Genomic DNA, 23,634 nt, shown 5'->3' with positions numbered 1-23,634 from the left:
TTATATTTAATGCTGAGGAATTGAAAAATGGCAGTGACTGCAGCACTAGTTAAAGAACTGCGCGAACGTACTGGCGCAGGTATGCTGGATTGTAAAAAAGCCCTGGTTGAAACGGATGGTGACATTGAGTTAGCCATTGAAAACATGCGTAAATCAGGCCAAGCGAAAGCGGCTAAAAAAGCAGGCCGTATCGCAGCTGAAGGTGTAATCCTTACTAAGGTTGAAGCAGGTCGTGCGACTATGCTTGAACTAAACTGTGAAACTGACTTCGTAGCACGTGACGAAGGTTTCCTTAAGTTTGGTAACGAGCTACTAGAAGTAGCTGCTGCTAACAACATCAACGACATCGAAGCGCTTAACGACGCAGACATGAACGGCGTTAAAGTTAGCGAAGCGCGTGATGCACTTGTTGCTAAAATCGGCGAAAACATCTCTCCTCGTCGTGTTATCAACGTTGAAGGCGATACACTAGGCGCGTATGTACACGGCGGCCGTATTGGTGTTATCTCTATTCTTACTGGCGGTGACGAAGAGCTTGCGAAAGACGTTGCAATGCACGTTGCAGCTGCAAGCCCGCAGTTCGTTAAGCCTGAAAACGTTCCAGCAGAAGTTGTTGAGAAAGAGAAAGAAATCCAAATCGAAATCGCTATCCAGTCTGGTAAGCCAGCTGATATCGCTGAGAAAATGGTTGCAGGCCGCATGAAGAAGTTCACTGGCGAAGTGAGCTTGACTGGTCAGCCTTTCGTTAAAGATCCTTCAATCTCTGTTGCTGAGCTTCTTAAGAACAACAGCGCAGACGTAATCAACTTCGTACGTTTCGAAGTTGGTGAAGGTATCGAGAAGAAGACTGAAGACTTCGCTGCTGAAGTAGCTGCTCAAATGGCTGCTGCTAAGAAATAATTGAGTGTTTATCTTTTGCATTAAGCAATAGTTAGATAAACTACAAAGCACCTCTTAGGAGGTGCTTTTTTATAGCTGAACGTCTTTAGTGTTGCCATTGCAATGCGTAAGTGTGAAGCTAGGCGAGATTAAGTACGCGCCTGCCTGACAAACGAAAGCGCTTTGTCCTATGTTTTTTACATCAGTGGCTTGTTGAAAGACATAGGACAAAACGGGTTTACGAGGACAATTCAAACTATGAGTATCACACCAAAATCAGCATACCGACGCATTTTGTTAAAGCTTAGTGGTGAAGCCCTAATGGGGGCGGAAGGCTTTGGCATAGACCCTAAAGTGCTAGATAGAATGGCGCAAGAAATTAAAGAGCTGGTTGAACTTGGTGTTCAAGTTGGTCTTGTTATCGGTGGTGGTAACTTGTTCCGTGGCGAAGGCTTAGCAAAAGCGGGAATGAACCGCGTTGTTGGCGATCACATGGGAATGCTGGCTACCGTAATGAATGGCTTAGCCATGCGCGATGCGCTTCATCGTGCATTTGTAAATGCGCGAATGATGTCAGCAATACCGCTAAACGGTGTTTGCGATGCCTACAACTGGGCAGAAGCCATTAGCCTTCTTAAGTCAGGCCGTGTTGTTATCTTCTCTGCCGGTACAGGCAACCCTTTCTTCACCACAGACTCAGCGGCTTGTTTACGCGGTATCGAAATTGAAGCCGATGCGGTATTGAAAGCGACAAAAGTTGACGGTGTTTATAGTGATGATCCGGTGAAAAACCCAGAAGCAACGCTTTACGAAGAACTGACTTATCAAGAAGTACTAGAAAAAGAACTTAAAGTGATGGACTTGTCAGCGTTTACTTTGGCGCGCGATCACAGCTTGCCAATTCGCGTATTCAACATGAATAAGCCAGGTTGCCTGAAGCGTGTTGTGATGGGCGAAAAAGAAGGTACTGTTATTCGCCACGCTGACAACGATTAATTAAGAACAATAGGATACAAATCGTGATTGATGAAATTGAATTAGATGCGCAAGAGCGCATGGAAAAAAGCCTAGTTTCTCTTAAGGGCCAATTCAGCAAAATCCGCACAGGTCGTGCGCATCCAAGCCTTCTAGATGGCATCATGGTACCTTATTACGGCGTAGACACGCCGCTAAAGCAAGTGGCTAACGTCGTTGCAGAAGACAGTCGTACTCTAGCGTTAACTGTGTTTGATAAAAGCGCCATTCAAGCGGTAGAAAAAGCCATTATGCAGTCTGATTTGGGTTTAAACCCAATGAGTGCAGGTGGTTCAATTCGTATTCCACTTCCTCCTCTTACTGAAGAGCGTCGTAAAGACCTTATCCGCGTTGTTCGCAATGAAGCGGAAGGTGGTCGTGTCGCTATCCGTAACATCCGTCGTGACGCGAACGGTGACATCAAAGATCTTCTTAAAGAAAAAGAAATCAGTGAAGATGAGAGCCGCGCTGCTGAAGAGAACATTCAATCTATTACTAACGATTTCATTAAGAAAGTTGACAGCATGCTTGCTGACAAAGAAAAAGAACTAATGGAAGTATAAGTAAGTATTATGATTGGAAAGCGTTTAAGCGCAGCCAAATCGACAAAAGCAGAGGTGCCAGCAGAATCTGCTGGCCCGAAGCACGTTGCAATCATTATGGATGGCAATGGTCGATGGGCGCAAAAGAAAGGGAAAATTCGTACCTTTGGTCATAAAGCCGGGGTAGAGTCTGTTCGTTCTGTTGTGCGCTTTGCACGTCAAAACGGTATTGAATCACTTACGCTATTCGCGTTTTCAAGTGAAAACTGGAAGCGTCCTGAGGAAGAAGTCAGTGTCTTGATGGAGCTGTTCAATCTTGTCCTCAATAGCGAAGCAAAAAGACTACACAAGAACGGTGTACGTCTACAGGTTATTGGTGATGTTGAGGCGTTTGATGCCAAGCTGGTCGAAAAAATTCGTAAAGCTGAAGACATGACCAAAGATAACAAAGATTTGGTCTTAAATATCGCCGCAAATTACGGTGGTAGATGGGACATTGTAAACGCGGCTAAGCAACTTGCTACGCAAGTGAAAAGCGGCGAGCTTGATGTGGAAAGCATCTGTGAAGACGCACTGAATGCGCACATTTCAACAGCTAACCTTCCTGAGTTAGACCTTCTTATTCGCACAGGTGGCGAACACCGTATTAGCAACTTCTTGCTGTGGCAATGTGCCTATGCAGAGTTGTACTTTACCGACGTACTATGGCCCGACTTCAACGAAGATGTGTTTCAATTGGCCGTAGACGATTTTAATGTTCGCCAACGTCGCTTCGGTTTAACTGGTGAACAGGTAGTCACAGCCGATGGTTAACACCATACAGGCAATTATCAGGCTTGCCCTGGTAACGATAGCCAAGGGCAAATTATGCTAAAACAACGAATAATAACTGCATTAATCCTCGCGCCACTGGCGCTTTACGCTATTCTTTTTCTCCCTATTTTTTGGTTTGAAATAGCCATTGCCGGTGTTGTCGGCATTGGCGCTTATGAATGGGCGAATATGTCGGGCGTATGTGAACGTCCTAAAAAGCTCATTTATATGGCAGGTGCCTTTGCCATATGTATAGCCTTATCTCTTATTGTTGATGCCAGCACGATTTGGTATCAAGGCCAATTACATGGTTTATACCGTGCCATATTAACGGTTGCCGTATTATGGTGGATAGCGTCTTTATTTATGGTGCTAGCCTATCCCAAATATTCCAAGTTCTGGAAAGACAGTCGCAGCGTTAGAACCCTATTTGGGGCACTTACGCTTATACCTACATGGGTAGCGGTTGTTGCGCTTCGCACGAGCTTGCACGATGTTGATCCTTTCTACGGCGCTTCACTCATCTTCTATGTGCTGGGGATTGTTTGGGCTGCAGATATAGGTGCATTCTTTGTTGGCGTAAAATTCGGACGCCACAAGTTACGCCCTAACGTATCGCCAGGTAAAAGTTTAGAAGGCTTGTTAGGCGGTATTGCAGCTTCTTTCGCTATTATCGCTTTTGCGGCCCTTCACTATCAGGTAGAGCCTTCGCGTATTTGGCTTCACCTTGCTATCGGCGGTATTACGGTGGCTGTTTCCGCCCTTGGCGATTTAAACGAAAGCATGCTTAAGCGTTGTGCGGGCATTAAAGACAGCGGCAAAATTCTCCCTGGGCACGGTGGTGTACTCGATAGAATCGACAGCTTAACCGCGGCATTCCCTGTTTTTGCGTTCTGCTATGTAACCTGGATGGCGTAATGCAAACAGTAACAGTGTTAGGGGCCACAGGCTCCATTGGTTGTAATACACTCGACGTAATAAATCGCCACCCAGACAAATATCGCGTATTTGCTATTACTGGCAACTCACAGCTTGAATTGCTTATGGAGCAGGCTCAGAAATGCGCGCCGCGCTATGTGGTAATTGCTGATGACGCTAACTACAAACTTGCCTGTGAGTTAGCATCCCAGTACGGTGTGGATGCAGAAATTCTCGCTGGTGCTAAGGCGCTGGAAGAAGTATCCAGCGCGCCAGAAGTTGATGCTGTAATGGCAGCCATTGTGGGTGCAGCAGGGCTTTTACCCACACTGGCAGCAGTAAAGGCGGGTAAACGGGTTTTGCTTGCCAATAAAGAAGCGTTAGTCATGTCTGGTGCTTTATTTATCGAGGCTGCGAACCAAAGCGGCGCTGAAATTCTTCCTATCGACAGCGAACACAACGCCATATTCCAGTGCCTACCGCACGATTATGAATACGGTAACTTTGCTGCATCCGGCATTCGTAAAATTCTCTTAACGGGTTCTGGTGGTCCGTTTAGAGAAAGACCGCTTGATAGCTTCTCGTCAATTACAATCGATGAAGCCAGTACACACCCTAACTGGTCGATGGGCAGAAAAATTACAATCGACTCTGCAACTATGATGAACAAGGGGCTGGAGTTCATTGAAGCCTGTTGGTTGTTCGGTGCTGGTGCAGATGATATTGATGTGGTTATTCACCCGCAAAGTATTATTCATTCTATGGTGCAATATGTTGATGGCTCGGTGATCGCACAAATGGGCAATCCTGACATGCGTACCCCTATTGCTTATGGTTTGGCGCACCCTGAGCGAATTGAAGCGGGCGTGACGCCGCTCGACTTTTCTGACATTGGCAATTTCAGTTTTCAAACCCCTTGCTTTGAACGTTATCCGAATTTGAAGCTGGCTATTGATGCGTGTAAAGAAGGGCAATGTGCAACAACGCGAGTGAATGCGTCTAATGAAGTGGCTGTCGAAGCCTTTTTAGAAGGCAAGATTCAGTTTTGTGATATTGCTAAAGTAAATGACGCCACGCTTAATGCTATGCCCAATGTGTCGGTGAATTCTATTCAGCAAATACTAGAGCAAGACAGCCTTGCAAGAGCAAAAGCTAACGAGATTATTCGAGGTAAATTCCAGTGCTAGCATTTTTATGGAGCCTTGGTGCATTCATTGTAGCCTTAGGTATTTTGGTTGCTGTACATGAATGGGGGCACTTTTTTGTGGCTCGTAAATGCGGTGTGCAGGTAGAGCGCTTCTCAATTGGTTTTGGAAAGCCTATATGGCGTAAAACAAGTAAATCAGGCACAGAATATGTCATCGCTATGATCCCATTAGGTGGATACGTGCGCATGCTCGATGGACGCATTGATGACGTACCGCCTGAGTTAGAAGACAAAGCGTTTAACAATAAACCCGTTTTGCAGCGCATGGCGGTTATTGCTGCTGGACCTGGCGTTAACTTTATTTTTGCGTTTTTCGCACTGTGGTTGATGTATCTGGTGGGGCTGGAAACGGTTAAGCCAGTAGTTAAACAGGTTGAGCCAGAAAGCATCGCAGCTATCGCTGGTGTGCAACCTGGTGATGAAATTATTAAAGTTGGCGACAGGAATACGCCTGATTGGGAAGCGGTAAACCTGGAAATAGTCTCAAACATTGGCGCCGAAAAAGCCAATGTTACGGTTAAAAATTCGTCAAATGTTGAAAAAGAACTGACTTTTACACTGGGTTCTTGGAACTTTGACCCAGATAGCGAGTCTCCTTTAAGCAGCTTAGGGTTAACCCCTTATCGTCCAGATGCAACGTTAACCGTTGGGTTTGTAGGTGAAGGAAGCGCGGCTCAACAAGCGGGTTTAAAACCCGGTGATGAGCTTCTTGCATTAAATGGCGCTAAGTTGTCATCGTGGGAGCGATTAGTTGACGTTATTGTTGAAAGTCCCGGCGAGAATATCTCGCTTGATATACAAAGGGATGGACAACAACTGACGTTAGATGCCACGATAGCGCGCCGCGATACACCACAAGGGCAAAGTGGATATCTCGGTGTAAGCCCAACATTTGAGCCTTGGCCAGAAGGGTATGTGTTTACGCATCAATATGGCATTATAGAGGCTATTGGGAATGCGCTAGATAAAACATGGCGTCTTATGACACTCAGTGTCGAAATGATAGGTAAGCTCATCACGGGCGACGTGTCAGTGAAGAATTTGAGTGGGCCTATCTCAATTGCTCAAGGTGCGGGAACAAGTGCTGGGTATGGACTTGCGTACTTTTTGAGTTTTCTTGCCTTAATAAGCGTAAATTTAGGCATAATAAATTTATTACCCTTGCCCATGCTTGACGGTGGTCACCTCATGTTTTTTATCGTGGAGTGGATCACAGGCAAACCTGTGCCTGAAGCGGTGCAGGAATGGGGTTACAGAATAGGTGGCGTGCTTCTGTTTATGATCATGGGTATCGCAATTTTTAACGATATCGCTCGCATAACCTGATACAAATCAGGAAGTACAAAACAGCTAATACAAAACGCGGCCAGGAAAAGAAAAATAGATGAAGTTAAAACAGTTAGTAGCAGCCGGAGCCATTCTTTCCAGTGCTAGCTTTGCCAATGCTGCGGCGCAAGACAGTGAATTTGTCGTTGAAGACATTCGCGTAGAAGGTTTGCAACGAGTTGCACTTGGTGCAGCCTTAACCTACTTGCCCGTTCAAGTTGGCGACGAGCTTAATACATTCAGGGTAACGCAGCTTATTCGCTCGTTGTACTCTTCAACTCACTTTGAAAATGTTGAAATTCTTCGTGATGGCAATACGCTTGTCGTGCGTGTCGCTGAGCGTCCTACCATTAGTAATATCATCTTTGAAGGCAACGATGATATTAAAGATGAGCAACTTCAGGAAAGCTTAGACGGGAACGGCGTTCGTATTGGTGAGCCGCTCGATAAGACCGTACTAACCTCTATCGAGAATGGCCTGAAAGACTTCTTTTACAGCATAGGTAAATATAATGCTGACGTGACGGCTATTATAACGCCGCTACCGCGTAACCGTGTTGACTTGAAATTACTTTTCGAAGAGGGCGACGCGGCTGAAATTGAACAAATCAATATTGTAGGTAACGAAATCTTCTCAGACGAAGAGCTGATGGAGGCTTTCGAGCTACAATACGACACGCCTTGGTGGGATTTTCTGTCGGAAACTCGCTACCAGCAGCAAACGCTGCAAGGGGATATGGAAACGCTGCGTAACCATTACTTAAACCGTGGTTACCTTCGCTTTAACGTTGACTCTACACAAGTTTCAATGACACCTGAAAAGTCAGGTATCTACATCGCCATGAACGTAACAGAAGGTGAGCAATACACTATCTCTGAAGTTGAGCTGGTAGGCGATGTACTCGGGCACGAAGAGTATATTGAACGCGTGCTTCCGCTTACTACGGGTGAATTGTATAACCAAGCAGAAGTAACGTATACAGAAGAATTTATCAGTAAGTATCTTGGTCGCTTTGGGTACGCTTACCCAACAGTAACTACGGTTCCTGAAATTAATGATGAAGACAAAACGGTTAAGCTTACGCTGTCCGTTGACCCTGGCAAACGTATTTACGTCAACCGCATTAAATTTAACGGCAACGTAGTAACAGCCGATAGCGTTCTGCGTCAAAATGTCAGCCAGATGGAAGGTACGTGGCTGTCGAATAACTTACTTGAGTCTTCAAAGAACCAGCTTTCTCGACTTACTTATATGGAAGAGGTTGAATTTGAAACGGTACGTATCCCGGGTTCAGAAGATAAAGTAGACGTTAATTTTAACGTAAAAGAACAGCCATCGGGCTCGTTTAATGCTGGTATCGGCTATGGTGACAGAACGAAGCTAAGCCTACAGGCGGGTATCCAGCAAGATAACTTCTTGGGTACAGGTAAACGTGTGGGTCTTAACCTAAGCACGGTTTCATATCAGCGCAGTGCGCAAATCACGTACAACGACCCTTATTTTACCATTGACGGTATTAGTTTGGGTGGAAGCTTGGGCTATAGTGAGTTCGACGGTTCTGACTTTAACGTTATTCAGTACAACTCTAAGCGCTGGTCTATTGGTGCGAACATTGGTTATCCGATTAACGAGTTTAATCGTATTAACTTCGGTTTGACCTACAGCAACGTAGAGCTATTCAACCGTGGTTACTACGAGCAAACTGAGCAGTTCTATAATCAGTTTACTAACGGTGAAGATCCTGATGCGGCTATTAAATATGATAGCTTCTTGGCAAGCGTAAGCTGGAGCAGAAGTACGCTTAACCGTGGTCTGTTCCCTACTGCTGGTTCGTCTCAGCGTGCGTCATTCAGCATTACCACGCCTAACTCAGACGTGAACTACTTCAAGACAGTATTTGACGGTAAGTGGTACTTCCCATTATCTCGTAACCAGCGCTGGTCTTTCCTAGCGCGCGTACGTCTTGGCTACGGGAATGGTTACGGTGATATTAACGGCAATGAGCAAATATTACCGTTTACAGAGAACTTTACGGCAGGTGGTTCTGATTCACTACGAGGATTCGAGAATAACACGGTAGGTCCTCGCGGTGTATTCCTAGGCAATACGGGCACTATAGTTGGGCCTGATGGTGAAGTGTTCCCAGGCGATCCAGCTGATGCGCAGCTGTCTTGGTCGACGCGAAGCCTAGGTGGTAACGCGATGGCACTTGGCGGTATCGAGCTTATTGTTCCTACGCCATTTGTTGAAGAAGAAATGGATAACTCAGTTCGTACAAGTTTGTTTGTGGATGTGGGTAACGTGTGGGATACTGAGTTCGACTATGACTATTACCGTCAGTTTGACATAGCATCTACACAACGCGGTGAGCTATTGGACTATTCTGATTGGAGCCTGTATCGTAGCTCGGCAGGTATATCGGTCCAATGGGTATCACCAATGGGACCGATGGTATTCAGCTTCTCGAAAGCGATACAGCAACGTGATGGTGACGATGCGAGATTCTTCACTTTCAACATTGGTCAAACTTTCTAAGACATTAAAGCGAGCGCGTTTTTAGGCGCGCTCTATAATAAGATTCACAAAAGGAGTTCCCTTTGAAACAGTTGGTTAAACATATCGTTGCAGGAGCAATGTTGGGTAGCGCTTTAGTTAGTACATCTGTAATGGCTGAGCAGAAAGTTGCAGTTGTCGATGTGCAAGGTATTTTCCAAGCGATGCCTCAAGCGGCTGAAATTCAAAACGCTATTCAGGCTGAATTTAAAGATCAGCTTGAAGAAGTGAATCAACTGCAGCGTGATGGTCAGTTCTACGCAGAACGTCTTCAGCGCGACGCAGCGACAATGAGCGATGCAGAGAAGAAAGAACTAGAACAAAAAATCTTGTCAGTACGTGAAGAGCTAGCTAAAAAAGGTCAACCTTTGCAGCAAAACATTCAACGTCGCAGCAACGAAGAGCGCAACAAGCTTCTTGGCCTAATCAAGCAAGCTATTGACTCTGTTGCAGCAAAGCAAGGTTATGACCTAGTGCTTAACGCTGGTGCGGTTGCGTTTGCAAAAGAAGAGCACGACTTATCTGAGCAAGTTCTTCAGCAAGTAAGCAAAACTAACTAATAACTGCACTAGTCAGTTGTAAAATTTATCAGACCAACTCCCCAAAGGTGTTGGTCTGATTTGTTTTTTGCGCTTAACAGCGTATGGTTGCCGCCGTTTTTAGTTTTTACGGCGAGTTTGACCAGAATGCCAATCAATCATCTGTATTGGTATAAAATAGTTGTAGGTCATGCTTGTATACAGGAGAAAGTTTTTGGCCAATTCACTTAATACCATCGAAATTCAGGAAATATTGGAACTGTTACCTCATCGGTATCCATTCCTACTTGTTGATCGTGTAACAGACTATGTTCTGGGTGAGTCTGTAAAGGCTTATAAGAATATCACTATCAATGAGCCGTGTTTCATGGGGCACTTCCCTGAACAGCCAATTTTCCCAGGGGTATTAATTCTTGAAGCTATGGCACAAGCTGCCGGTGTTTTAGGATTTAAGACAATGGGTAACAATGATAAGTTATACTTGTATGCAGGGATTGATAACGCACGCTTTAAGCGTCCTGTTGTTCCAGGTGACAGGCTTGAGTTTGATGTTGCTCTAGTTAAAGAGCGCAGAGGGATTTGGAAATTTAAAGGCACTGCAAGCGTTGATGGCGATATCGCTTGTGTTGCAGAGTTTATGTGTGCGATGAGAGAGATAGCTTAACGTGATCCATCCAACTGCGGTAATTTCAGAAAGTGCAACGATTGGTGAAAATGTCACCATTGGCCCATTTTGTGTGGTAGACGACAACGTCACCATAGGCGATGGCTGTATTCTGAAATCACATGTGGTGGTACGCGGCCCAACGCGTATCGGTAAAAACAATAAATTTTATCAGTTTTCTTCAATTGGTGAAGACTGCCAAGATAAGAAGTATGCGGGCGAGCCTACTGAACTTGTCATCGGTGACGATAACGAGTTTAGGGAAGGGGTAACCGTTCACCGAGGCACTATTCAAGACAACAGCATTACCATAATCGGTTCTCGCTGTTTATTTATGGCTAACTCTCATGTTGCCCATGATTGTGTTCTTGGCAACGACATTATTATTGCAAACAGTGTTGCGATTGCTGGCCATGTTCACATGGACGACCACGTCATCGTTGGCGGTGCCGCAGGTATTCACCAGTTCTGTAAGATTGGTGCCCATTCGTTCTTGGGGGCTGGCGGCATTATTCTGCGCGACGTGCCTCCCTTTGTTATGGTCAGCGGCCAGAAAAATATTCCTCAGGGTATTAATTCTGAAGGACTTAAGCGTCGTGGCTTCAGCAAAGAAGAAGTTATGGCCATTAAACGCGCTTACAAAGCAATATACCGTGAAGGCAATACCGTAGACGAAGCCATTGAAAAACTTGCCGAACCCGCACAGGAGTTCCCTGGTGTGGCCCTTATGGTGAAGTTCTTACAAGACTCTGAGCGAGGCATTATTCGCTAATTATGTCTACGCCTATCCGTATCGGCATGGTTGCCGGAGAGCCCTCTGGTGACGTGCTTGCCGCCGGAATGGTTGCAGAGTTAAAACGCCAATACCCTGATGCTGTTATCGAAGGTATTGGCGGTCCAAATATGATAAACGCGGGTTTTCATAGTCTGTTCGATATGGAAACCTTGTCGGTTATGGGACTTGTTGAAGTTCTCTCCCATCTACCTGCCATCTTGAAAGTTAAAAAGCAGCTTCTTGCTCACTTCGAGCAAAATCCGCCTGATATTTTTGTGGGTATTGATGCGCCTGATTTTAATCTAAGAGTAGAAAAAGCGCTTAAAGCACGCGGTATCAAAACCATGCACTATGTGAGTCCTACTGTGTGGGCGTGGCGTGAAAAGCGCATCCATAAAATAGCGAAAGCGACTAATCGCGTGTTGGGTTTATTTCCTTTCGAGCAGCAGGTTTACGATAAATACCATGTTCCCTATACCTTTGTGGGACACACAATGGCTGACGCTATAGCAATTGAGCCCGACCAAAATGCGGCGCGGCAAGAATTAGGTGTAGATAGTAATGCTTCCGTATTGGCTGTACTTCCCGGCTCACGCAGAGGCGAAGTAGAAACGCTACTTCCAGTATTTCTGGAGACCATAGAAGCTATTCATGCTAAACGCAGCGACATTCAATTTCTTATCCCTGCTGCTAACGAACATCGTCTTTCACAAATAAAAGCACTCTTGCTGGAAGCCAATAATGCAGAGGAACGTTTACCCATTCAGGTAACGCAAGGCACATCGCGAGATGCGATGATAGCTAGCGATGTTATCTTGCTTGCTTCAGGCACGGCTACCTTAGAGGCCATGTTATGCAAGCGCCCCATGGTGGCCGCTTATTTACTTGCACCACTCACGTACAAAATTATGCAGCGCTTGTATAAAGCGCCTTTCTTCACGTTGCCAAATCTATTGGCTAATGAAGCTATTATTCCTGAATTACTACAAGAAGAAGTAAATGCAGAGAATATGAGCAATCAGCTACTCAACTTCTTCGAAAGTGATAATTCAGCCCTTATTTCCCGTTTCACCGACCTCCACCATACGCTAAAATGCAACGCTGATAAAACAGCAGCAAAAGCTGTCGTGGAGGAATTGTTTGCATAAGTTAATTGCCGGCGTTGATGAAGTAGGTCGTGGCCCGTTAGTCGGTGATGTGGTCACCGCCGCGGTCATTCTCGACCCTGAAAATCCCATTGAAGGGCTAACCGATTCTAAAAAACTGAGTGAAAAAAAGCGCGTAGCGCTAGCCCAAGAAATTCGTGAAAAAGCACTCTACTGGAATATCGGCAGAGCGAGCCCAGAAGAAATAGACAAGCTTAATATACTGCACGCTACCATGCTCGCTATGATCCGCGCAGTGGAAGGCCTGCCAGTAAGGCCTGACTTTGTGCGCGTAGACGGCAACCGGGTTCCTGCGTGGAATTTTGAGTCTGAAGCGGTAGTGAAAGGCGATAGCCTGCACGCAGAAATTTCAGCGGCTTCCATTATTGCCAAAGTAGAGCGAGATAACGATATGATTTCGCTTCACGAGGCCTACCCGCAATATAACTTTGCCGGGCACAAAGGTTACCCCACAAAAGCACACTTTGAAGCCATCGCTGAATATGGCATCTTAGATTGCTATCGAAAAAGTTTTAAACCTGTAAAAGCGCTACTCGAAGAGAAATAACATCATGTCATCGCCATTTATTCATTTACGTGTTCACAGCGACTTTTCGATGATGGACGGCCTGAATAAGGTTAAACCTATTCTAGGTAAAGTGGCCGCGCTTGGCATGCCTGCCGTGGCGATCACCGACCAAATGAATATGTGTGGCTTGGTAAAGTTTTATTCCGAGGCACATAACTTAGGTATTAAGCCCATCATCGGCACTGATTTTTGGGTTACTAATGAAGTCTTTGGCGATGAACCTTTCAGACTAACCCTTATTGCAATGAACAATGAGGGATATAAGAACATTACTATTCTTATCTCCAAGGCCTATCTTCGCGGGCACCTCTCACACCGAGCGGTCATTGATCAAGAATGGTTGGCAGAGCACAGCGAAGGTGTGATTGCGTTATCGGGTGCACAGCATGGTGATGTTGGTGTGGGTTTAATGAAAAACAACGCCAAAATTCTCGATAGTGCCCTTGAGTTTTATCAAACACATTTTCCCGACCGCTTTTATTTAGAGCTTATCAGAACCGGTAGGCAAGGTGAGGAAGATTACTTGCACCTTGCCGTGGAGCTTGCTGAGCAGCGCGGCTTACCCGTGGTTGCCACCAATGAAGTGTGCTTTATTGACCGTGAAGGCTTTGATGCTCACGAAATTCGTGTATGTATTCACGATGGCTACACGCTTGATGATAACCGCCGCCCTAAACGATACAGTGACCAGCAGTACCTTCGTACTGCAGAGGAAATGGTTGAGTTATTTAGCGATATTCCTGAAGCCATAGAAAATACGGTTGAAATTGCCAAGCGCTGTAACGTTACAGTACGGTTAAACGAGTACTTCTTGCCGCAATTTCCAACCGGCGGCATGACCACCGAAGACTTCTTGGTTAAGGTGTCTGAAGAGGGATTGGAAGAACGTCTAGAATTTCTATTTCCCGATGAAGAAGTGCGCAAAGCGAAACGTCCAGAGTACGATGACCGACTTCGCATTGAGCTTGAAGTTATCAACCAAATGGGTTTCCCAGGCTACTTCCTTATTGTAATGGAGTTCATTCAGTGGAGTAAGGATAACGGAATTCCGGTAGGGCCAGGGCGGGGTTCTGGTGCGGGTTCACTGGTGGCTTATGCCCTAAAAATTACCGACCTAGACCCGCTTGAATTCGACTTGCTATTCGAACGTTTCTTGAACCCAGAGCGTGTATCCATGCCCGACTTCGACGTCGACTTCTGTATGGACAGACGAGATGAGGTAATCGACCACGTTGCTGAGCTTTACGGACGTCAGGCGGTATCGCAAATCATTACGTTTGGTACTATGGCAGCAAAAGCGGTAGTGCGCGACGTAGGCCGCGTACTTGGTCACCCATACGGCTTTGTAGACAGGATCTCAAAGCTTATTCCACCAGATCCAGGCATGACGCTTGAAAAGGCGTTTAAAGCAGAGCCACAGCTACCAGAAGTGTATGAAAGCGATGAGGAAGTGAAAGACCTTATCGATATGGCGCGAATACTTGAAGGGGTTACCAGAAACGCTGGTAAACACGCCGGTGGTGTTGTTATTGCGCCAACCACAATTACTGATTTCTCGCCTTTGTATTGTGATGACGAAGGTAAAAACCCCGTAACCCAATTCGACAAAAACGACGTTGAAACGGCGGGCTTAGTAAAATTCGACTTCTTAGGTCTTCGTACGCTGACTATTATTCAGTGGGCAATTGATATGATCAAAGAAGGGAAGAACGTTGATGTAGATATCAGCGCCATACCGCTTGAAGATCCTAAGAGTTTCAGAACCCTTCAAAACGCCGAGACAACTGCGGTATTCCAGCTGGAATCTCGCGGTATGAAAGAATTGATTAAGCGCCTTAAACCTGACTGCTTCGAAGATATTATCGCACTGGTGGCCCTGTTCCGTCCGGGCCCGCTGCAATCAGGCATGGTAGATAACTTTATTGATCGTAAGCACGGACGTGAAGAAATTTCCTACCCCGATGCTGAATATCAGCACGAGTGCTTGAAAGAAATTCTAGAGCCTACCTATGGCATTATCTTGTATCAGGAACAGGTAATGCAGATAGCCCAGGAAATGGCGGGCTACTCACTGGGCGGCGCTGACTTGCTTCGTCGTGCTATGGGTAAGAAAAAGCCTGAAGAAATGGCGAAGCAGCGCGGCACGTTCGCCGAGGGTGCGAAGGGCAATAATATTGACCCGGACCTTGCGATGAAAATCTTCGACTTGGTAGAAAAGTTCGCGGGTTACGGTTTTAACAAATCTCACTCTGCCGCTTATGCCTTGGTGTCTTACCAAACCCTGTGGCTGAAAGTGCATTATCCTGCGGAATTCATGGCTGCGGTAATGTCGGCGGATATGGATAACACCGATAAAATCGTGACGCTTGTCGATGAATGTGAGCGCATGGGCATCGAAATACTGCCGCCAGATTTAAATGCGGGTAAATACAAATTTACCGTCGATAGCGAAGGTCGCATTGTTTACGGTATCGGTGCGATTAAAGGGGTAGGTGAAGGCCCGATTGAAGCGATTATTGAAGCGCGGGAGACCCAAGGGGCATTTAAAGATCTTTTTGATTTCTGCGCCAAGATAGACATTAAACGGGTAAACAAGCGAGTGCTAGAAAAGCTAGTATTAGCGGGGGCAATGGATAACTTAGGCCCCCATCGCGCTAGCCTTATGGCGAGTTTACCCGAAGCCCTTGCCGCCGCTGGACAGCATGCAAAAGCCGAGTCTTTTGGTCAGTCAGACATGTTCGGGTTACTGACTACCGAGCCAGAAGACGTGAAGCAAGCGTTTGCCGATGTCCCTGAGTGGCCTGAAAAAGTATGGCTAGAAGGTGAAAAAGACACCCTAGGCTTGTACTTAACCGGCCACCCCATCAATCAGTACGCGGAAGAACTGCGTTACTACACCGACGGTCGATTAGTTGATTTAAAACCAACCAATAAAGACCAAATGGCCAGTGCAGTAGGACTGGTGCTTGGCGTGCGTGTTATGACGAACAAGCGGGGTCGTCGCTGGGCCATAGTGACACTGGATGATAAGAGTGCCAGAATAGACGTACGTTTCTTCCCCGATATGTACGAACAGTTCGAAAGTGTGTTAGAAACTGACAGAATATTGCTTATAAAGGGACAGGTCAGCTTTGATGATTTCTCTGGGGGCAATACAATCACCGCCCGTGATGTAATGGACATTGTTCAGGCACGAGAGAAAAACGCGAGAGCGCTGGCACTTAATATTGATACCCAGCTGCTTGAACCGAAGAAAATGAGTCAGATGCAATCTATCCTGCAGGCATTTAACGGTGGAAGTTGTCCTGTTCAGTTAGCGGTAACCCATCCAGACGCTGAAGTAACCTTAGCGTGTGGTGCAAGATGGTACGTTACCCCTGAAGACCAACTTTTACACGATCTCAAACAATGTTTGGGAGACAAAGCCGTTTCAATTCTCTACCATTAAGGGTAAGAGTTCGATAGATTGGACATCTCGCGTTTGCATAGACGAGCGTAGTACGAATAGGACATGAAATGAGTATACAGTTTTTGGACTTTGAACAGCCAATAGCCGAACTAGAAGCAAAAATTGAAGAGCTTAGGTTGGTGAATCAAGGTGGCGAGTTTGACGTTGGTATTGAAGAAGAAATCAATAAGCTTCGCGGTAAAAGCGCAGAGCTGACCAAAAAGATCTTTTCTGATCTTGGCGCATGGCAAGTATCTCAACTTGCACGTCACCCAATGCGTCCATACACGTTAGATTACATTCCTCGTATTTTTACAGAATTCGACGAGCTTGCTGGTGATCGCGCATTTGCTGACGATAAAGCGATTGTTGGTGGCCCAGCAATGCTAGATGATCAGCCGGTGATGATTATTGGTCATCAGAAAGGGCGTGACACCAACGAAAAAATTAAGCGTAACTTCGGTATGCCTAAACCAGAAGGTTACCGTAAAGCCCTGCGTCTTATGAAGATGGCCGAGCGCTTTAACATGCCTATCATCACTTTTATCGATACGCCGGGAGCGTATCCAGGTGTTGGTGCTGAAGAGCGCGGCCAAAGCGAGGCAATCGCGAAAAATTTATTCGAAATGGCTGAGCTTACTGTTCCAATCGTGTGTACCGTAATCGGTGAAGGTGGTTCAGGTGGCGCACTAGCAATTGGTGTTGGCGACCGTGTTAATATGCTTCAATATTCTACGTACTCGGTGATTTCACCAGAAGGTTGTGCGTCTATTCTGTGGAAAAGCGCAGAAAAAGCCCCACTCGCTGCTGAAGCGATGGGCGTAAGTGCGCCACAAATTAAAGAGCTAGGCCTGATTAACAGTATTGTTGAAGAGCCATTAGGTGGTGCGCATCGCGATCATAATGGCATGGCGGCTAATTTGAAGGCGGTCATTAAGCAGCAGCTTAACCAGCTTAAAGAGCTAGATAAGACTAAATTGATGGAAGAGCGTTACCAGCGTTTGATGTCGTTCGGTTATTGCTAAGCTCATTATAAGTTCATTAAGAAAACTAGCATGAAAGGTGCATTTAGCCGTTATGTACAGCTGCGTTCTATCAGTTTAAACGCTTGCTATAAAAACTAGCGAGCGGCGGCTTAATTCATGTCGGTCATGTAATGTCGTATACGAACAAGGGGGTTGTTTACCAAAGGTAACCAACCCCCTTGTGTTATTAGAAAGTGTGTTATTAGAAAGCCAGTGCTTAGCCAAATACAAAGTTAAACCTCAGTAAAATATAGCGTTGAAAGAATAAGGTATTACCGGTCTGTGACCCCTCTACAATCCCCAACAATCGAACATATCGTCAACCGGATAGCTACATCTCTCACTGATGTAGAGCTACCGCTTCAAACGCCACTCGTCGTTGCTTACAGCGGTGGTGTGGATTCGACCGTTCTGCTCCAAGCCGTTATTGCGTATAGGGAGCAGTTTGATAGCCCAATTCATGCTGTACATGTACATCACGGTTTAAGTGATAATGCCGAACAATGGGCAAAGCACTGCGAATTACAGTGTCGTCTTGAAGACGTAGCATTTCATTTGTATCGAGTTGATGTTGACACGGGGTCGAGAAAAAGCCTGGAAGCAGAAGCGCGTAAGGTTCGATACAACGCATTGTTAGAAGTGTGTGACCAAATAGGCGGTGTACTGTTACTAGGACAACATGCCGAAGATCAGCTTGAAACCGTATTGCTTCAGCTTAAACGCGGTGCTGGTCCTCAGGGCTTAGCGGGTATGGGAGAAGTTCAGTACCGAGGTGACACCTTGATAATGCGCCCTATGCTAGCACTAGAGAAAGCCGAGATTGTGGCTTATGCCGAAGAGGAAATGTTGCAGTGGGTTGAGGATGAATCTAATCAGCAAAATAGCTTTGATAGGAACTTCTTAAGGAACGAAATTATACCTCACTTGCTGGCGCGATGGCCTAAGTTAACCAAAACCGTGGGGCGCAGCGCCGAGCTTTGTGCTGAGCAAAGTGCACTAGTCAGCGATTCTGCCCAAAAATATTTTGAAGATTGTAAACGCACAGATCTCAGGCTCGACGGGCAACAACTCGCTGCATTGTCTTTACCTTGGCAGGCTATGGTCATTCGCGCGTGGTTTCGAGCTCAAGGCGAGCTGTCGCCCTCAAAAGCGCAGACAGACCAAGTGCTTGCTATGTTAAAAGCAAAGCATGATGCAACCCCTGAAGTGAACTTTAAATGGGGGAGGGTTATACGGTTTGACCAAGACCTTTATTGGGTGGTGAACGCTACTCATGAAGTACCGCAAAACTTAAAATTAGTGCCCAACCAAAATATCGCGCTTCCTTGGCTTAGAGGTCATATTCGAATTGCAGTACCAAAGGCGCGAGAAGAAGATACCGTTTCTCTGCAAACCAATGCTCGCAACCTTAAAGTAAAGCCAGAAAATGCGAACGTATCTAAGTTGCTGAAAGAATGGTTTAAGGTATGGCGCGTGCCAAGATGGGAGCGAAACGGCGTGCCGGCAATCTTAATTAACGACGAGCCTGTCGCACTGATTGTTGAAGGACGTTGTGTTTATCTGCAGCCCAAAGCGCCAGATATAGAAATAACCTTTAGTCTCGACTGAATCTATGTAGCACTAAAAGTGCCGTTTTTTGAAAGGGCTAGATACTCTTGCTTATGGTATCCATGGCAATAATGTGCAAAAGCGGCATTGCTTTGCCGCCATCCTGATAAATTCGAATCGCGACGTTACGCTGCGTGATAACTATTTTTTCCAGAATTTTTCACGCGATACAGGGCGTTGTCAGCACGGTCAAATAGGCTACTCATCGTATCGCCGTCGCGATAAATCGCGCCGCCAAGGCTGGTTGATACGCCTAAGCGAGATAAGTAGCTAGAGCTATTGATACTCATTTGAATACGCTGGGCTGCACAAGCTAGTTGCTGTTGCGACTGACAGTCTAGCAAACAACAAAACTCATCGCCGCCATAGCGAAATGCTTCGTCTTCATCCCGCAGAACATTAGATAAATGTGATGCAACATGGACAAGTACTTTGTCACCTTCGCCATGACCAAAATTATCATTCACATACTTAAAGTTGTCTAAGTCGATCACCAAAAGTGCGAAAGGATCATCGTGTCTTTGCGCCCAGCCGAGTTGTCTTGTCATTGACTGCTCAAAGCCCGCTCGGTTACCTAAGCCAGTTAACACATCTTTAGTCGCCATCTGTTGCACACGCATCAATGAAAGAGCGTGCTTTACTTGTTTTCCAAATAAATCATGCAGTTGGAATAGACTCTCCCGTTGCGATAACGACAAAGGTGAACTAATGTAATAATAGACATGAGCTTGATCGCCATTAACGGCATTGGCACCTTGTAGTGGTAAATCAATGAGTGTTGACGATATCTTTGCATTACCGTACACCCAACGCGAGTCAAAGTCAGACAAGCTAAACCCGACAATAGGTAACAACGTGTTTAGCTGCTGAAAATACACGCCACCTAGCTCTTGTAGTTCAAGAGTAGAAAGTAGCTGCGTGATAAAGCCTGATAATTCACTAAAAGAGAGTGATTTACCTGTGCTCTCAGCAGGGTAAAAATTGTTATGTTGTGTGCTATCGTAGACTGACGTTGAAAAATCCACAGTAGTGCCCCTATACAAAATGCGTTGATATGCAAAGAACCAAGTGTCAAAGCCCTGACGTTTCTGTGGCCACATCTGCATTTTCGCGGAATTTATGGCGATCACAGCGGCAAAACTTGCCGGATCTGCATTTGCACAGTGGATTTTGCAAACTAGATGCCAACAAAGTGTTTCAGGCATTAGTCTTTAGTTTAAAGCGTAAAATCGCGTGATTTATCGCGCCTGTTTTACAAATGGAAGTTTATGTAGCTTTAGGAGGTAGTGTGGGGACGAGCTTTTTAAATATCGTGATATTGATGTTCATATCGGTATGCGCGGTCGCATTATTTAAACGCATTCATCTCCCTCCTATTCTTGCTTATCTGTTTGCCGGCGTACTCGCGGGTCCACAACTATTATTTGTGTTTGCCCACCCAGAAGAAATGCACCTGCTCGCTGAAGTGGGCATAGTGTTTTTGCTCTTTTCACTTGGTCTTGAGTTCTCGTTACCTAAATTGTTGGCAATGCGCTCTTTAGTATTCGGTGTAGGATTAGGGCAAATGGTGTTTACCACGGCAGTGTTTACCTGTGTTCCTCTGTTTCTCGGCATTCCAATGAGTGCGTCCATCATTATTGGTGGTACGCTGGCGTTAAGCTCAACCGCTATTGTAATTAAGCAAGCTACCGAAATGGGCATTCTTAATAACAGGCGTACACAATTAGCGGTGAGTATCTTACTCTTTCAAGACTTAGCGGTGGTTCCGTTCCTAATTGCTATTCCTCTTTTAGCCCAGACTGGTGAAGTAAGTATTGCGCTAGCTTTAGGCGAGGCGTTGCTTAAAGGTGTGTTTGTCATTGCGTTTCTAATGTCAGTGGGTAAGTGGTTACTACCTTGGGTGTTTAGAGAGGTAGCAAGAACAAGGACTGACGAGCTGTTTGTTCTGACCACTATATTGATTGCCCTATTGGCAGGAGGGCTAACTTACTACTTCGGGCTATCCATGGCGCTAGGCGCTTTCTTGGCGGGTATGATGTTGGGGGAAAGCCAATACAAGTATCAACTTGAAGCCGACATTCGTCCGTTTCGAGATATTTTAATGGGGTTATTTTTTGTTACCGTGGGTATGCAGTTAGAACTCACTGTACTGTGGAACAGCCTGTTTGAGATTGTTTTTGGCGTTTTTGCTTTGATGATAGTTAAAGTCATTTTAGTAAGAGGCGCATCTCTATTAGTTAAAACCGATGCAATAGATGGCTGGTCTGCTGGGGTTAAACTTTGTCAGATTGGCGAGTTTAGTTTTGTAATTGCTGCGCTTGCTACGACACACGGCGTGTTAACGTCAGAGCAGTCATCGCTGATTGTGTGCATGGGTGTAATCAGTATGGCGTTAACCCCGTGGCTTATGAATAACAGCGTCACCATAGCAAGGCGTATTGTTAACAAGGATATCTCGTTCGATGACAATGTGAGCTTTGGTAATGCAGAGCCGTTAACCAACCACGTCATTATTTGTGGGTTTGGCCGCGTTGGACAGTCGGTAGCTCGCATGCTGAAAATGGAAGGCATTCATTTTGTTGCCATAGATATGGATCCTGTCAGAGTACACGAGAGTCGAAACGCGGGAGAGCCCGTCATCTTCGGTGATGCGAGTCAAAAAGATATATTGATTACTGCCAATGTAGAAGGTGCCAAGCTTGTGCTTGTTACGTTTGATCAAGTCGATAAGGCCAAGCAGGTGATAACGCAGACCCGAAGCATTACGAGCACTATAGATGTTATGGTGCGTACCAAACGAGACTACCAGCTTGAAAGCCTATACAGCGCGGGTGCCAATCAAGTCGTGCCAGAGCTGCAAGAGGGGAGCTTGATGTTGGTATCGCAGGTGCTGCATTACGCCGGCGTGCCAATGTCTCGTATTTTAAAGCGGGTGCGAGCTGAGAGAAAAGGTCGCTACGATCATATGCACGGCTTTTACCCGGGAGAAACAACAGAGATCACCTATGGCACAGAAGACAAGTTAGAGTTTATCCATGCTGTGGTGTTGTCCGAACACGCTTCCTGTATTGGCAAAGCCATAAAAGATATCGATTTCTCGAGAATGCGAGTAGCGATTAAGGGCCTAAGACGGGATGGAAATGAAGTTAAAGACCCAGACCAAGACGCTATTTTGCAAGCCCATGACGTGCTAGTGATTGCGGGTAAACCCCGGCGTGTGGAGCGAGCAGAGCGAAAACTATTAGAAGGGAGCTAGCACGCAGTTAAACTTAGCGTTGTTTAATCTAGCGCGCTTGCCATGGAACGTGTGTTGAATTACGTGAGTTCAAGCTTACGCTACGCGGTCGCTTTCTAAGTCTGCAAATTGCTTTTTTAGGTCGTAGCGCTCGTCTGTCACTATCTTCTCAAGCACAGAAACTCGTTCCTTAAGCTCTGCAATTTCGGCTTTATAAGCATCGGTTTCTTTGCTGCTAAGTTTCTTCTTACTTTTGTCTTTTGCACTTTCGACAATGGTAACTAAGGCCCAGGCACAAATGGCTACTATTGCAATCGCGGTCATATTCACGGTGGTATCCCTCACAAATGGCTTTAAAACAGTGTAGGTGAAAATTTGGCCTGTTGCCTAATTCACCCCGTATTTAGTTAAATACTTATCGGTAAAATTACTGCTTCGCTTCAGGTACTATAGCGGTTATCTAACATACTTTTTAGTAAAAAATGTAACCTGTTAAGTCCATCACACTAGCAGTGTTATAATGAGAGATTGCAAGTAGGTTGCCAAGTGACAAAAGTCATTACTTTCTAAGAAGTTAGAATGTTTACCTAAGCTAATACAAAATAAATGTTAATGAATTTCACCAAGTAAAGTAGCAAAATTGACGAATGAGTGACCAAAATAGCAACCGTCCAACACCAAACTTCGACCTTGCAAACAAGCAAACGCAAGAAAAAGAGGCTGTGCAGGAGCCGTTGACTGAAATCGCAATGGAAGACATCGCGACAGAAGAAGACATAATGTGGGTGAGGCATGCGTTAACGCTTGCCGATAAGGCTGAGTCGATTGGTGAGGTGCCAGTCGGCGCCTGCGTAGTATTAAACGGTGAGCTTATCGGTGAAGGCTTCAATACGCCGATAACGGATAATGACCCATCTGCGCATGCAGAGCTACGCGCTGTTAAAGAAGCAGCAGCTGCGGTGCAAAACTACCGACTTATTGATGCTACGTTGTATGTGACATTAGAGCCCTGCTCTATGTGCGCAGGTATGCTGGTACATGCACGGGTAAAGCGGGTGGTGTTTGGCGCAAAGGATGCGAAGACAGGCGCTGCGGGCTCGGTCATGAACTTATTGCAACATCCTGCGCTTAATCATCAACTTGAGGTTGTATCTGGCGTATTAGCTGACGAATGTGCTAACAAATTGTCAGATTTTTTTCGCAAGCGCAGGAAAGAAATAAAGGCTGCCAAAAAGGCGAAAAGACTGCTAGAGGGTGATGCTTCAAGCTAATTTATAGCGTTGCCTGAAGTTGTGCTTATTAGTGTTTTCGCCCATTTGGTATGTACCGGTTACATGGTCAATCATTGTGAAC

At 45.7% G+C, this 23,634-nt stretch carries 20 protein-coding genes; 18 read left to right on the top strand and 2 right to left on the bottom strand.

Translation table 11 applies throughout. The features are described from left to right. The first annotated feature begins 27 nt into the window (after positions 1-27). The 16 genes from tsf to tilS all read left to right on the top strand — a co-directional run bounded on the left by tsf (position 28) and on the right by tilS (position 19,046). Positions 28-900 carry a translation elongation factor Ts gene (gene tsf, locus NO989_RS03370; RefSeq protein WP_014975850.1) on the top strand — a complete coding sequence of 291 codons (873 nt, stop codon included), beginning with the start codon at positions 28-30 and terminating at the stop codon, positions 898-900. Between the two features lie 237 nt (positions 901-1,137). Beyond that, entirely contained in the window at positions 1,138-1,875 is a 738-nt protein-coding gene (gene pyrH, locus NO989_RS03365; protein ID WP_014948554.1) for a UMP kinase, read from the top strand. 23 nt (positions 1,876-1,898) lie between these two features. After that, the gene (frr, locus tag NO989_RS03360) at positions 1,899-2,456 is read left to right on the top strand and encodes a ribosome recycling factor (RefSeq protein ID WP_014948555.1); all 558 of its coding nucleotides are present in this window, start codon (positions 1,899-1,901) and stop codon (positions 2,454-2,456) included. A 9-nt stretch (positions 2,457-2,465) separates the two neighbouring features. Next, positions 2,466-3,248 carry a polyprenyl diphosphate synthase gene (uppS, locus tag NO989_RS03355; protein WP_014948556.1) on the top strand — a complete coding sequence of 261 codons (783 nt, stop codon included), beginning with the start codon at positions 2,466-2,468 and terminating at the stop codon, positions 3,246-3,248. Between the two features lie 54 nt (positions 3,249-3,302). After that, positions 3,303-4,166, top strand: coding sequence for a phosphatidate cytidylyltransferase (locus NO989_RS03350; RefSeq protein ID WP_014948557.1), 864 nt, complete (start codon positions 3,303-3,305; stop codon positions 4,164-4,166). Beyond that, positions 4,166-5,353, top strand: coding sequence for a 1-deoxy-D-xylulose-5-phosphate reductoisomerase (gene ispC / locus NO989_RS03345; protein ID WP_014975851.1), 1,188 nt, complete (start codon positions 4,166-4,168; stop codon positions 5,351-5,353). Before NO989_RS03350 ends, ispC begins: the two co-directional genes overlap by 1 nt. Beyond that, a complete protein-coding gene (gene rseP / locus NO989_RS03340; RefSeq protein WP_269349610.1) occupies positions 5,347-6,699 on the top strand; it encodes a sigma E protease regulator RseP in 1,353 nt (450 codons plus the stop codon). Before ispC ends, rseP begins: the two co-directional genes overlap by 7 nt. Before the next feature lie 58 nt (positions 6,700-6,757). Then, positions 6,758-9,235: an outer membrane protein assembly factor BamA gene (bamA, locus tag NO989_RS03335; RefSeq protein WP_014975852.1), complete on the top strand. Its 2,478-nt coding sequence runs from the start codon at positions 6,758-6,760 to the stop codon at positions 9,233-9,235. Between the two features lie 62 nt (positions 9,236-9,297). After that, complete coding sequence (locus NO989_RS03330) at positions 9,298-9,813, top strand: OmpH family outer membrane protein (RefSeq protein WP_014948561.1); 516 nt, start codon at positions 9,298-9,300, stop codon at positions 9,811-9,813. A gap of 193 nt (positions 9,814-10,006) precedes the next feature. Beyond that, complete coding sequence (gene fabZ, locus NO989_RS03325) at positions 10,007-10,456, top strand: 3-hydroxyacyl-ACP dehydratase FabZ (RefSeq protein ID WP_014948562.1); 450 nt, start codon at positions 10,007-10,009, stop codon at positions 10,454-10,456. Position 10,457: 1 nt separating this feature from the next. After that, positions 10,458-11,228 carry an acyl-ACP--UDP-N-acetylglucosamine O-acyltransferase gene (gene lpxA, locus NO989_RS03320; RefSeq protein WP_014948563.1) on the top strand — a complete coding sequence of 257 codons (771 nt, stop codon included), beginning with the start codon at positions 10,458-10,460 and terminating at the stop codon, positions 11,226-11,228. Between the two features lie 2 nt (positions 11,229-11,230). Continuing rightward, positions 11,231-12,379 (top strand): lipid-A-disaccharide synthase, encoded by a 1,149-nt coding sequence (gene lpxB, locus NO989_RS03315; RefSeq protein ID WP_202285460.1) that lies wholly within the window; start codon positions 11,231-11,233, stop codon positions 12,377-12,379. Beyond that, complete coding sequence (gene rnhB / locus NO989_RS03310; protein WP_014948565.1) at positions 12,372-12,944, top strand: ribonuclease HII; 573 nt, start codon at positions 12,372-12,374, stop codon at positions 12,942-12,944. The genes lpxB and rnhB overlap by 8 nt, the downstream gene beginning before the upstream one ends. A 4-nt stretch (positions 12,945-12,948) precedes the next feature. Continuing rightward, positions 12,949-16,413, top strand: a complete 3,465-nt coding sequence (dnaE, locus tag NO989_RS03305; RefSeq protein WP_014975854.1) for a DNA polymerase III subunit alpha — start codon at positions 12,949-12,951, stop codon at positions 16,411-16,413. Between the two features lie 68 nt (positions 16,414-16,481). Next, on the top strand, positions 16,482-17,438 hold the full coding sequence (gene accA, locus NO989_RS03300) for an acetyl-CoA carboxylase carboxyl transferase subunit alpha (protein ID WP_014948567.1): 957 nt from the start codon (positions 16,482-16,484) through the stop codon (positions 17,436-17,438). A gap of 282 nt (positions 17,439-17,720) precedes the next feature. Then, the gene (gene tilS / locus NO989_RS03295) at positions 17,721-19,046 is read left to right on the top strand and encodes a tRNA lysidine(34) synthetase TilS (RefSeq protein WP_014975855.1); all 1,326 of its coding nucleotides are present in this window, start codon (positions 17,721-17,723) and stop codon (positions 19,044-19,046) included. Between the two features lie 125 nt (positions 19,047-19,171). Here the strand turns inward: tilS and NO989_RS03290 are convergent, their stop codons facing one another. Continuing rightward, entirely contained in the window at positions 19,172-20,071 is a 900-nt protein-coding gene (locus NO989_RS03290) for a GGDEF domain-containing protein (RefSeq protein ID WP_014975856.1), read from the bottom strand. A gap of 263 nt (positions 20,072-20,334) precedes the next feature. On the opposite strand from NO989_RS03290, the gene NO989_RS03285 reads away from it, so the two are divergent. Then, positions 20,335-22,302, top strand: a complete 1,968-nt coding sequence (locus NO989_RS03285) for a cation:proton antiporter (protein WP_371342031.1) — start codon at positions 20,335-20,337, stop codon at positions 22,300-22,302. Positions 22,303-22,377: 75 nt separating this feature from the next. On the opposite strand, the gene NO989_RS03280 is transcribed toward NO989_RS03285, so the two are convergent. Next, positions 22,378-22,605 (bottom strand): hypothetical protein, encoded by a 228-nt coding sequence (locus NO989_RS03280; protein WP_014975858.1) that lies wholly within the window; start codon positions 22,603-22,605, stop codon positions 22,378-22,380. Positions 22,606-22,928: 323 nt separating this feature from the next. Here NO989_RS03280 and tadA point away from each other — a divergent pair, with 323 nt between their 5' ends. Beyond that, positions 22,929-23,552: a tRNA adenosine(34) deaminase TadA gene (tadA, locus tag NO989_RS03275; protein WP_371342030.1), complete on the top strand. Its 624-nt coding sequence runs from the start codon at positions 22,929-22,931 to the stop codon at positions 23,550-23,552. Positions 23,553-23,634: the final 82 nt, after the last annotated feature.

The organism is Alteromonas sp. DY56-G5 (genome assembly GCF_041414725.1).
Classification (GTDB): domain Bacteria; phylum Pseudomonadota; class Gammaproteobacteria; order Enterobacterales; family Alteromonadaceae; genus Alteromonas; species Alteromonas macleodii.
This window is presented reverse-complemented; position numbering and strand designations above follow the sequence as displayed.

What these genes read in the sequence shown, in the direction of transcription:
- tsf (WP_014975850.1), top strand. Translation starts at nt 28, where the DNA reads ATGGCAGTGACTGCAGCACTAGTTAAAGAACTGCGCGAACGTACTGGC.
- pyrH (WP_014948554.1), top strand. Translation starts at nt 1,138, where the DNA reads ATGAGTATCACACCAAAATCAGCATACCGACGCATTTTGTTAAAGCTT.
- uppS (WP_014948556.1), top strand. Translation starts at nt 2,466, where the DNA reads ATGATTGGAAAGCGTTTAAGCGCAGCCAAATCGACAAAAGCAGAGGTG.
- NO989_RS03350 (WP_014948557.1), top strand. Translation starts at nt 3,303, where the DNA reads ATGCTAAAACAACGAATAATAACTGCATTAATCCTCGCGCCACTGGCG.
- ispC (WP_014975851.1), top strand. Translation starts at nt 4,166, where the DNA reads ATGCAAACAGTAACAGTGTTAGGGGCCACAGGCTCCATTGGTTGTAAT.
- bamA (WP_014975852.1), top strand. Translation starts at nt 6,758, where the DNA reads ATGAAGTTAAAACAGTTAGTAGCAGCCGGAGCCATTCTTTCCAGTGCT.
- lpxB (WP_202285460.1), top strand. Translation starts at nt 11,231, where the DNA reads ATGTCTACGCCTATCCGTATCGGCATGGTTGCCGGAGAGCCCTCTGGT.
- dnaE (WP_014975854.1), top strand. Translation starts at nt 12,949, where the DNA reads ATGTCATCGCCATTTATTCATTTACGTGTTCACAGCGACTTTTCGATG.
- accA (WP_014948567.1), top strand. Translation starts at nt 16,482, where the DNA reads ATGAGTATACAGTTTTTGGACTTTGAACAGCCAATAGCCGAACTAGAA.
- NO989_RS03280 (WP_014975858.1), bottom strand. Translation starts at nt 22,605, where the DNA reads ATGACCGCGATTGCAATAGTAGCCATTTGTGCCTGGGCCTTAGTTACC.
- tadA (WP_371342030.1), top strand. Translation starts at nt 22,929, where the DNA reads ATGAGTGACCAAAATAGCAACCGTCCAACACCAAACTTCGACCTTGCA.